Here is a 10,967-nt window from a genome sequence, read left to right as displayed (position 1 = left end):
TGAAAAAATAAACAAAAATGATGTTCGCGTCATGTGGTGTGCTTTCAGGCTTATTGGAGTTCCGCCATGTCAAACCAGATATAGGGTGTGGAATGGTCTACATTCCGCGCCTATTCCTCATTTGGATACATAAATGGCGCATTTTCCCCTCAGCGCCCTTAGATTTACACAATCCGATGTTTTGACCAATAAACGGCGGAACTTCGAAAATCGCGCTATTGCCTCCACTACTGAAAGACAGCCGTGGAATAAGCCTTATAGTCTTTAATATAGGCAACGCGTGGATTACCGCAGGGTTTGACAGCTAAGCGCCAAGCGGGCAGATGGTATACAACGGCGCCCAAAGGCATAGCCTCGAAGCGCCAGACTGATGCGATCTGCTCGACAGCAGACAAAATATCAGGAGTGTCGGGATATATGGTGGTAACAGGCAGAAATGAGCTTGGATAAGAACCTGTTGCGATCCCTTGGCATGGAACCTCCGATCCTCGCGGATGGAAGGCGTGCGCCTGATCGTCGGGAAATTTCGCTACGCTGGCTGACAGGCACATTTCTCACCGGTATCACCTCGTCAGTCCTGATGGGCGTGGCACTTTTTGCAGCACTGGATGGCCGCCAGCAATTAGCGATACCGGCTGAGGCCTTTGCGCTCGCTGATCTCAAGCAACACAATGATAGTGCCGATGGCGTGCGCCGCGGTGGACGTTTGATCAATACTGTCATCTCGGCCAAGACGGCGAGCCGGTCCGTACTGGATGTGTCAACCGTGATCCGCAGCGGAGACAAGGATGTGGTACGCCGCCAGCCATTCACTCATTTGAAAATGCTGGTGTCGACCAGTCTTTCCACTCAGGAAAACTACCCGCCTTTTGATCCCTTGAGTATTTTTGCCGGTGACGAACAGACGGTAACCCCGCGCACCGGTACGATCTACGGCTCAAACGTCGATTCCGAGATCAGCCTGAAGACGGTTGCCTTTCCTGTAAACGGCACGCCTTTCAAGGCAGCGCCGGGCATGACTTCGGATGAGGTAGAAGAGAATGTGCGATCCAATGGCTCCGTATTGACGGAAGGAACGCAACAGGTTTCCGGCCTCTATTATATAGACCCAGAGCGGTTTGCCGATCCGGATGCCGATCTCGACATAAACCCAGGCCTTTCGGCCCGCGTCGTTGAGCAAAATCTAAGCGTATCTACCCCGGACCCTGTCACGCCGGATACCAACGAATATGCCGACGATATTATTCCGGTTCGCCGCGAGCAGACCATCATTGCCGCCTTGACCGGTGCGGGCTACCCCGAAGCCAAAGCCAGGGCGATTTCCGACAGCCTTAGTGAAAAATTGGGAAGCCCCTCGCTGCAATCCGGGGATGTTCTGCGCCTCGGCATTATTCAGCGCGGGGAACAGGCCCGTGTGGTCCGGTTCAGCGCCTATCGTGGCGGCAAGCATCTGGTCACAATGGCGGTTGATGATCAGAGCCATCTCGTTGAAGGGTCTGAGCCGCCTATGCTGGATGCCATTGCAACGGCCTTTGATGAGAATAGCCCTCCGGTGATGGCAAGCCGTGACTTACCCAGTATTTATGATGGAATTTACCGGGCTTCCCTTTCCTACGGGCTCAGCAAGGAACTGACAGGGCAAATGGTCCGGCTGCTGGCCAGCAGCGTGGATTTGCAGGCGCCGCTAAGGCCGACTGACGGGTTGGAGGTTTTCTATTCCGCTGCGGATGAAAGCGGCAAGGCCGCGGCGGATTCAGAACTGCTTTTCCTACGGGCGCGTTTTGGCGACACGACAACATCGCTCTACCGTTTTCAGGACCCATCCGACAATTCCGTCGATTATTTTGACGAAAACGGTAAGACCAATCGCCAGTTCCTGATTCGCAATCCGGTTCCGAATGGTGTGTTCCGCTCGGGCTTCGGCATGCGCCGACATCCGATCCTTGGTTATTCGCGCATGCATACCGGCGTCGATTGGGGTGCCCCATCCGGTTCGCCGATCATCGCTGCCGGCAGCGGAACGGTTGAAAAAGCCGGGTGGGATTCCGGCGGTTATGGCAACCAGACAATCATTCGCCATCCGAACGGCTATGAAAGCTCCTATAACCACCAAAGCGCCATCGCCAAAGGTGTCGTTGCCGGGGCAAAGATCCGCCAGGGTCAGGTGATCGGCTGGGTGGGGACGACCGGTGAGTCCACCGGCCCGCACCTGCATTACGAAATCATCGTCAACGGCACCAAGGTCGATCCGATGAAGGTCCGCTTGCCGGACGGCAAGTCGCTGAACGGCGGTACGTTGGCAAAATTCGAGCAGGAGCGGCAGCGCATTGACGATCTGCTGAGCAGTGCCGAGAAAAATCGGCAGCTTGCTGCCAACAATTGAAAACCCAATAACGATGATATGGAAATGGCGGCCAAAAGGCCGCCATCAAAGCGTTATGAAGAAAGGGGCTGCCTGATCGTCATCAGGCTGCGACCTGATCCATCGGCTTGACCGGCTTGATCAGCAAGCGGTCCGAACCGGCGGTGATTTTCACCTCGCTACCGTCAAGCACTTCGCCCGACAGGATCTGCTCGGCCAACGGATCCTGCAAGTATTTCTGGATCACCCGTTTCAATGGCCTTGCACCATAAACCGGATCATAGCCCTTATTGGCCATCCAATCGCGAGCATCCCCGCCAAGATCAACGGTGATCTTGCGTTCTGCCAACAGAGCCAAGAGCCGCTGCATCTGGATCTCGACAATCGCACCCATTTCACTGCGCCGCAGGCGATGGAACAGGATGATCTCATCGACACGGTTGAGGAATTCGGGACGGAAAGAGGCCCGGACAACGCTCATCACCTGGTCTCGAACACTATCGACATCCTCGTTCTCACCAAGGGCTGTCAGATATTCGGCCCCGAGATTGGACGTCATGATGATGATCGTGTTCTTGAAATCCACCGTTCGGCCCTGGCCATCCGTCAGGCGACCGTCATCCAGAACCTGCAAGAGCACGTTGAAGACATCGGGATGCGCCTTTTCGATCTCATCGAACAGCACGACCTGATAGGGCTTGCGCCGCACCGATTCCGTCAGAGCGCCGCCTTCCTCATAGCCGACATAGCCCGGAGGCGCGCCAATCAGCCGGGATACGGAGTGTTTCTCCATATATTCCGACATGTCGAGGCGAACCATGGCCGTTTCATCATCGAACAGGAACCGAGCCAGGGACTTGGTCAACTCTGTTTTGCCGACGCCAGTCGGACCGAGGAAGATGAAGGAGCCAATCGGCCGGTTGGGGTCCTGAAGTCCGGCCCGCGAGCGGCGCACGGCCCGCGATACGGCCTGCACCGCATCGCCCTGCCCGACCACCGATTTTGCCAGTTCGTCTTCCATTCTCAGCAGCTTTTCCCGTTCGCCCTGCAACATCCGGTCCACCGGGATGCCGGTCCAACGCGAGACGATATGAGCGATATTGTCGGGTGTCACCACTTCCTGCACCATGCTGGCCGCGCCAGAGGCATCCTTTGCCTCGGCATCGGTCAACTGCTTTTCGAGGCCTGGAATAACGCCATAGGCAAGTTCGCCGGCACGCTGGAATTCGCCCTTGCGCTGGGCGATGGCCAAGTCGTTGCGCGCCTCATCAAGCTGACGCTTGAGATCGGCCGCAAGACCCAGCTTCTGTTTTTCCGACTGCCAGCGGGCCGTCAGCGCATCGGCTTCTTCTTCCAGCGAGGCCAATTCGCTTTCCAGCCGCTTCAAGCGGTCGGCGGACGCGATGTCGGTTTCCTTCTTCAGGGCTTCCCGCTCGATCTTCAACTGAATGATACGGCGGTCCAATTCATCCAGCTCTTCCGGCTTGGAATCCACCTGCATGCGCAGACGCGAGGCAGCTTCGTCCATCAAGTCGATGGCTTTGTCCGGCAGGAAGCGGTCGGTGATGTAACGATTCGACAAGGTCGCAGCTGCGACGATGGCCGAATCGGCAATCCGAACCTTGTGATGCTGCTCATATTTTTCCTTGAGGCCGCGCAGGATGGAAATCGTATCCTCCACCGTCGGCTCATCCACCATCACAGGCTGGAAACGCCGTGCAAGCGCCGGGTCTTTTTCCACATGCTTGCGATATTCGTCCAGCGTCGTTGCCCCAACGCAATGCAATTCGCCACGCGCCAGTGCGGGTTTCAGCAAGTTGGACGCATCCATGGCGCCATCGCTCTTGCCCGCGCCGACCAGCGTGTGCATTTCGTCGATAAACAGGATGATCTCGCCGTTATCGGCCTGAACTTCGTTCAACACGGCCTTCAAGCGTTCCTCGAATTCACCGCGATATTTGGCCCCGGCAATCAGGGAGCCCATATCCAGCGCCATCAGTTTCTTGTCTTTAAGACTTTCGGGCACATCGCCGTTGACGATACGAATAGCCAGGCCTTCGGCAATCGCCGTCTTGCCAACGCCGGGTTCACCGATCAGGACCGGATTGTTCTTGGTGCGGCGCGACAGGACTTGCATCGTGCGGCGAATTTCATCATCGCGACCGATCACCGGATCGAGCCGGCCTTCTCGTGCCTCTGCCGTCAAGTCACGGGCATATTTCTTCAAAGCGTCGAAGCCCTGTTCGGCATTGGCGGTGTCGGCGGTGCGTCCCTTGCGGACATCATTGATCACCTGGTTCAACGCCGCAGCCGTAACCCCGCCCTTTTTCAGGCTGGCAGATGTGGATGCCGAGGTTTCGACCGCCAGGGCCAGCAGCAGCCGCTCGACGGTAACGAAACTGTCGCCCGCCTTCTTGGCCGCGTCTTCCGCGGTGGAAAACACCCGGGCCAGGGGCTGGGCAAGATAGACCTGACCATTGCCGCCCGACACTTTCGGCAGCTTGGCAAGCGCTGCATCATTGGCGATCCTGACTTCCTTTGGATCGCCGCCCGCGCGGCTGATCAGCGAGGAGGCCATGCCCTGCTCATCATCCAGAAGCACTTTCAACACATGTTCAGGGGTAAATTGCTGGTGGCCTTCCGACAGCGCATGCGTCTGGGCAGACTGCAAAAAGCCGCGCACCCGTTCGGAATATTTTTCAACGTTCATTTTCGCTCTCCAGTCTCCAGGCCGCCCGTCAAGGCACGGCATGGGTTTTGAGGATCAGGCCCCCATTCGGCAGGCCCGGTGATTGAATTCAATCCTTTAAAGGGATTCCGCTCAATTCGTCAAAGCTGATATGGGGAGGCGATTTTGCCCTTTAAAGAGTGGCTTCGCACAAAAAATCAGGCACGCTTGATGAAAGGCAAACAACTGAAAACAAATCATCAAAAAATAAAAAAGCCCCTGCTCCAGAAAAGGAGAAGGGGCTAATTTTGGTCATCAGTCATTCCAGAGTCTGTCTGGCCAGAGTCTGTCTGGTTCAATCACCGATGGATATTATTCCGAAACGATATCGGCAAGAGCCGGAGCATCGCCATTATTGGCCTTGTCGCGACCCTTGGCCGGTGGCTTGCCTTCGGCACTCGCCTCACCATTCGCTTCGGCCGCAATCTCTTCGGCTGTGCGGCGCGGACGGCGCGGACGGGCAGCAGGCGTGCGGCGGCGGGTCTGGGGCCGATCCGACTTCGCGCTGGCCTGCTGTGCGCTTTCCTCAGCGGCAAATTCAGCTTCGACCGGGGTCTTCTCAATCACCGGCTGCGGTCCGCTTCCGGCAATGTCCAGCTCAGGCTGCGGCTGCGCAATCGGCTGTGGCCGGCGGTCCTGATGCGTGCGCTCGCGGCGATCAGGACGCTCGGCCCGTTCTGGGCGCTCCGGACGCTCGGCCCGTTCTGGACGGTCCTGCCGTTCGGTGCGCTCTGGACGCTCCTGCTGGGCGCGCTCTGGCTGAACCCGTTCCTGCTGAATGCGGGGCTGCTGAACCGGCATCTCAGGCTGCGGCTGGTAGCCACGGTCCAGACCGTTATCGCCCTCGTCGCCATCCATGTCGGAACCGTCGCGGTCATTATAATCGCGGTCGTCGCGATGGACCCGCTCCTGCATCTGCGCCTGGGCGGCGGCAATGATGCGGTTATAATGTTCGGCATGCTGCAAATAGTTCTCGGCCATGACCCGGTCGCCTGAACTATGCGAATCGCGCGCCAGCGCCATATATTTTTCAGCGATATGCTGCGCCGTGCCGCGGATCTTCACGTCAGGACCCGAACTGTCATAGGTGCGGGTCAGCGGGTTGGAGCCCTTGCGGTTGAAATTGTTGCCGTTGTTATTATTGCTGCCGCCACTGCTACGCCCCCGACTGCGCTTGTTTTGCTGTCCTGGCCTCATCGATTACTCACCTGATTTCTGTCTTGCTGATATGAGGGCGACGCGGCCCGTTCGCTCAATCGAACCGGGGCTCCACGCGCTGCGGGGCATACTGCGCCAATGCAACATACGGCCGCTGGTGACTATCACAGCTCCTTGCATTCTATAAAATGCGTGAGGGTCGACTGTAACACGTTAACATTCTGCATAATTTTTGCCCTTAATCCGACTTCGGCTTAAGGAATCAAGCAGTAAATTATTTGATCCACGCACCAGGATCATTCGCGCCGCTACCGTCTCCTTAAGGAGGCATGTTTGCGGTCGACCCAGAGCCAAACGAATCTTTGTTCATTCCCCGCTGCCCGGTGCGTGTCTGCAACCTATCCCGCTTCCTTTCGAAAACCAAGCCCTTTCTTTGCATTGCAGAAAGTTCCTTGGTGAATACCACTATAGTTGCGGTCCGGTCTGAGCAAACAACAGAATCCGATCATTATCACCGTGATCCTTTGCGCTTTCCACAAGAACGAAGCTATTGTTTGCGAAAAGTTGTGTCACCGCCATCGCCTGATCGTAACCGATTTCCACCCCAACCAGACCGCCCGGTTTCAGAAAACCGGCGGCGCCAGCGGCAATTGCACGGTAAGCATCCAGCCCATCGTCGCCACCGTCAAGTGCTACGGCAGGATCATAAAGCCGAACATCAGGGGCCAGATCTTTAATCACATCGCTGACAATATAGGGCGGATTCGACAGAATGATGTCAAAACGGCCCGATAACGCCTCGTACCAATGGCTTTGCAGCGTCTCGAACCGGTCAGAAAGAGTATTGGCTGCGGCGTTCTGCCGCGCCATGGCCAGCGCTTCGGCGGAAATATCGGTCGCCAATGCTGTAGCACCTGGACACTCCTGCAAAAGCGCCAGGGCAATTGCCCCGGTGCCCGTCCCCATATCCAGCAGGCGGACGCTGCCATTCTTCGCCACCATGGCATGAAGATGCGGCAAAACACGCTCAATCAGGATTTCCGTATCGGGTCGCGGTTCCAATGTCGCTGGCGACAGGGCCAGTTCCAGACCGTAAAAGGCCCGCCGTCCCAAAATCCGGTGGACAGGCTCAAACAACAGACGTCGCTCGACTGCCGCCTCGATCAGGCTCGTCTCCTCGGCGCTCAAAACCCGGTTGTCCTGCAGGATAAGATCGGTCGACGTCAGTCCAAGAAGACCGGCGATCAAGGTCCGCGCATCGCTTGGCGCATCGGCGATACACGCTTGCGCAAACCGGAGACGGGCGGCAGTGATCGCCTGCTTCAGCGTCACCGGTGCGCCTGTCATGCGTGTTCGCCGAGTTGCGCCAATTGTCCAGCCTGATAATCGGCGATCAGGGCATCGACCACTTCATCGATTTCACCCATCATCATCCGGTCGAGCTTGTAGAGGGTCAGGTTGATCCGGTGATCGGTCACCCGGCCCTGCGGGAAATTATAGGTGCGGATCCGCTCGGACCGGTCACCGGAGCCAACCTGGCTCTTGCGATCAGCCGATCGTTCGCTGTCGGCCCGCTGGCGTTCCATGTCGAACAGACGCGAACGCAGCACCTGCATGGCTTTTGCCCGGTTCTGGTGCTGGGATTTTTCTGAGCTGGTCACCACCAGGCCGGTCGGCAGATGGGTAATGCGCACCGCAGAGTCCGTGGTGTTGACATGCTGGCCGCCTGCCCCGGAAGAGCGCATCGTGTCGATGCGAATGTCTTCAGCCCGAACCTCGATATCGATCTCTTCCGCCTCGGGCAAAACCGCCACGGTAGCAGCCGACGTATGGATACGTCCTTGCGTCTCCGTATCGGGAACGCGCTGCACCCGGTGAACACCGGATTCGAATTTCAGCTTGGAAAATACCCCGCGTCCGGTCACGGTGGCGATAATTTCCTTAAAGCCCCCGGCATCGCCTTCACTGGAAGACAGGACCTCGACTTTCCAGCCCTTGCCCGCCGCGAAACGCTCATACATCCGAAACAAGTCACCGGCAAACAACGCGGCTTCGGACCCACCCGTACCGGCACGAATTTCCAGGATCGCACTTTTCTCGTCCGCGGCATCCTTGGGCAGAAGCTGGATCTGGATTTCCTTTTCCAGTCCTTCCAGCCGCGCCTCGACATCCGGCAGCTCCATTTCCGCCAGATCGCGCATCTCGCGGTCCGTGGACTTGTCGGCCAGCAGCGCCTTCAGATCAGCAACTTCCTTTTCCGCCAGCCCCAGTTCGCGGATGGCTTTGACCACCGGCTGCAACTCGGAATATTCCGAGGCAAGCTTGACATAGACGTCGGCGGCAGGCCCGGCAGACATGCGCGCCTCGATTTCGCCAAACCGGCGCTCAAGCTCGCGCATTTTATCGACAGGAAGCTTCGCCACCCTTTACCTCTTGTTTTTCTTCAGAAATCAGACCGGAACGCCGTTCTGTTCGGCAAACCGTGTCAGGAAAGCCCGGATCGGCTCACTTGGCCTGTTGTCGTCCAGAAGCGCGTTCAACTCGGCGGAAAGCCTGCCGATATCCAATTGCAACAGCATGGCCTTGATCGGACCGATGGCCGTCGGCGACATCGACACCGAACGGAAGCCGATAGCAAACAGCGCCATGGATGACAACGGCTTTCCCGCCATCTCACCACACAGCGTCACCGGCGTATCATGCCGGTCGGCAGCACGGACAATATCACGCAGAATGCGCAGGAAAGGCCGGCCCAGAGTGTCAAACCGGTCGGACACCCGGGCATTGCCCCGGTCGACCGCCATGGAAAACTGGAACAGGTCATTGGAGCCGACCGAGACGAAATCCACTTCCTGCATCAACTCGTCAAGTTGCCACATCAGGGCAGGAACCTCCAGCATCACGCCGAATTGCAGCCGCTTTGGCAGGCCATGGCCGAATTTGGAAATATGCTGCACTTCCTTCTGCAGCAATTCGCGGGCAGCGCGGATTTCCGACACTTCCGTGACCATCGGCAGCATCATCTTCAGCTCACCCCCGGTCGCGGCCTTCAACAGCGCCCGCATCTGGGTGCGCAACAGGCCGGGCCGGTCCAGCGACAGCCGGATGGCGCGCCAGCCGAGAGCCGGATTTTCTTCCTCATGGCTGCGGAAATAGGGCAGGACCTTATCGCCGCCGATATCCAGCGTGCGGAAGGTGACGGGCCGACCCTTCGCCTGTTTCAGCACATTGCGATAGAGCGCTTCCTGCTCATCGGCCTTGGGCATGGTCGAGGCGATCATGAATTGCAACTCGGTGCGGAACAAGCCAATGCCCTCGGCCCCCGATTCGGCCAATTGCGGCAGATCGACCATCAAACCGGCATTCATCTGCAATTTGATTCGCTGTCCGTCCTTGCTGAGCGGCTCAACATCGCGCAGCGCCTTGAACTGCTCCTGACGGCGGGCGCGCAGCTTGACCTTTTCCTCATAGGCCGTCTGCAAATCGACCATCGGGCGCACATGCACCTTACCGTCATCGCCATCGATAATAACGGCATCACCGTTTTCAGCCAGCGCCACGGCACCGGCTGCCTGTCCGACCACGGCAATGCCCATGGCACGGGCGACGATCACCACATGGCTGGTGACGGCGCCGTCTTCGAGTACCAGACCGCGAATGTTCTGACGCGGATAATCGAGCAATTCGGCAGCGCCCATCGCACGGGCGAAAATCACCGCATCCGAGGGAAATCCTTCGGCACTGCTGCCGGAAAATCCGGTCAATTGCCGCAGCAGCCGGTTGGCCAGATCGTCAAAATCATGCATGCGCTCGCGCATATAGGGATCGGTCAGGCGCATCATCCGCGCCTTGGTATCGCTCTGGACCTTTTCAACCGCCGCTTCCGCCGTCAGACCGTTGCGGATTGCCTCTTCCATGCGCCGCACCCAGCCCTGGTCATGGGCAAACATCCGGTAGGTTTCCAGCACCTCACGATGCTCGCCTTCCATTGCCACTTCGCGGCGCGACAGCATGTCATCGATGGAGATGCGCAGAGAGCCGAGCGATTCGGCCATCCGCTTCAACTCGGTCTCAGTATCCTCGTTCAACAGATTGGTAACCACGATGCGCGGCTCGTGCAGCACGACATGGCCAAGGCCGATGCCCTCGCTATAGCTGTCGCCATCGATGGTCACGGCCCGCGTCAGGTCCAGTTCAAGGCCCGGCCGGGTAATCTTCTTCAAATCGCCAGTGGCAATCATTTCGGCCAGCACCATGGCCGTGGTTTCAAGCGCTTCAAGCTCGTCTTCCCGATAATTCCGTTGCGCCTTGTTCTGGACGACAAGAACGCCAAGACTGCGGCCAGCCCGCAAAATCGGCACGCCGAGGAAGGAATGATAAATTTCCTCACCGGTTTCAGGGAGATAGCGGAAAGCGGGATGCGCCTGCGCATCGGAAAGATTGAGTGGTTGGGCGGATGCCGCGATGGTACCGACCAGACCTTGCCCCATTTTCAGCTGGGCCAGATGCACCGCGTCGGGATTGAGACCTTCGGTGGCGTAAAGCTCCAGCACACCATCGGAACGCAAAACATAAACGGAGCAAACTTCGGCAACCATATTGCTCGCGATCTGGCGAGTGATACGGTCAAGACGCTCCTGAGGCTCAAGGGGCTCCGCCATCAATTCGCGAAGCCGCTTGAGGAGGACGCGCGGACCTGCGGAAAGGTCTCTCATCGCG

7 protein-coding genes are annotated in these 10,967 nt (G+C 57.9%); 1 reads left to right on the top strand and 6 read right to left on the bottom strand.

Translation table 11 applies throughout. The annotated features are described in order from the left end of the window. Window positions 1–436: 436 nt before the first annotated feature. Complete coding sequence (locus tag IEI95_RS28320; protein ID WP_194417262.1) at window positions 437–2,383, top strand: M23 family metallopeptidase; 1,947 nt, start codon at window positions 437–439, stop codon at window positions 2,381–2,383. An 82-nt stretch (window positions 2,384–2,465) separates the two neighbouring features. Here the strand turns inward: IEI95_RS28320 and clpB are convergent, their stop codons facing one another. The 6 genes from clpB to ptsP form a co-directional block, all read right to left on the bottom strand. After that, window positions 2,466–5,072 (bottom strand): ATP-dependent chaperone ClpB, encoded by a 2,607-nt coding sequence (gene clpB / locus IEI95_RS28315; RefSeq protein WP_015917265.1) that lies wholly within the window; start codon window positions 5,070–5,072, stop codon window positions 2,466–2,468. 151 nt (window positions 5,073–5,223) lie between these two features. Further along, complete coding sequence (locus tag IEI95_RS29680) at window positions 5,224–5,346, bottom strand: hypothetical protein (RefSeq protein WP_267972252.1); 123 nt, start codon at window positions 5,344–5,346, stop codon at window positions 5,224–5,226. 56 nt (window positions 5,347–5,402) lie between these two features. Further along, on the bottom strand, window positions 5,403–6,287 hold the full coding sequence (locus IEI95_RS28310; RefSeq protein ID WP_156531868.1) for a DUF4167 domain-containing protein: 885 nt from the start codon (window positions 6,285–6,287) through the stop codon (window positions 5,403–5,405). 426 nt (window positions 6,288–6,713) lie between these two features. Continuing rightward, entirely contained in the window at window positions 6,714–7,595 is an 882-nt protein-coding gene (gene prmC, locus IEI95_RS28305; protein WP_156531867.1) for a peptide chain release factor N(5)-glutamine methyltransferase, read from the bottom strand. Further along, entirely contained in the window at window positions 7,592–8,671 is a 1,080-nt protein-coding gene (gene prfA, locus IEI95_RS28300; protein WP_071585084.1) for a peptide chain release factor 1, read from the bottom strand. Before prfA ends, prmC begins: the two co-directional genes overlap by 4 nt. 27 nt (window positions 8,672–8,698) lie before the next feature. Further along, on the bottom strand, window positions 8,699–10,963 hold the full coding sequence (ptsP, locus tag IEI95_RS28295; protein ID WP_015917269.1) for a phosphoenolpyruvate--protein phosphotransferase: 2,265 nt from the start codon (window positions 10,961–10,963) through the stop codon (window positions 8,699–8,701). Between the last annotated feature and the right edge of the window lie 4 nt (window positions 10,964–10,967).

Origin of the sequence: Agrobacterium vitis, from assembly GCF_014926405.1 — a bacterium.
Taxonomy (GTDB): Bacteria; Pseudomonadota; Alphaproteobacteria; order Rhizobiales; family Rhizobiaceae; genus Allorhizobium; species Allorhizobium vitis_H.
The sequence above is the reverse complement of the archived record's forward strand: the minus strand, read 5'-3'. Positions and strand labels throughout refer to the sequence as shown.

Excerpts from the sequence above, each read along its gene's own strand:
- IEI95_RS29680 (WP_267972252.1), bottom strand. The coding sequence starts at position 5,346 with ATGACCAAAATTAGCCCCTTCTCCTTTTCTGGAGCAGGGGCTTTTTTA.
- IEI95_RS28310 (WP_156531868.1), bottom strand. The coding sequence starts at position 6,287 with ATGAGGCCAGGACAGCAAAACAAGCGCAGTCGGGGGCGTAGCAGTGGC.
- ptsP (WP_015917269.1), bottom strand. The coding sequence starts at position 10,963 with ATGAGAGACCTTTCCGCAGGTCCGCGCGTCCTCCTCAAGCGGCTTCGC.
- prmC (WP_156531867.1), bottom strand. The coding sequence starts at position 7,595 with ATGACAGGCGCACCGGTGACGCTGAAGCAGGCGATCACTGCCGCCCGT.
- IEI95_RS28320 (WP_194417262.1), top strand. The coding sequence starts at position 437 with ATGAGCTTGGATAAGAACCTGTTGCGATCCCTTGGCATGGAACCTCCG.
- clpB (WP_015917265.1), bottom strand. The coding sequence starts at position 5,072 with ATGAACGTTGAAAAATATTCCGAACGGGTGCGCGGCTTTTTGCAGTCT.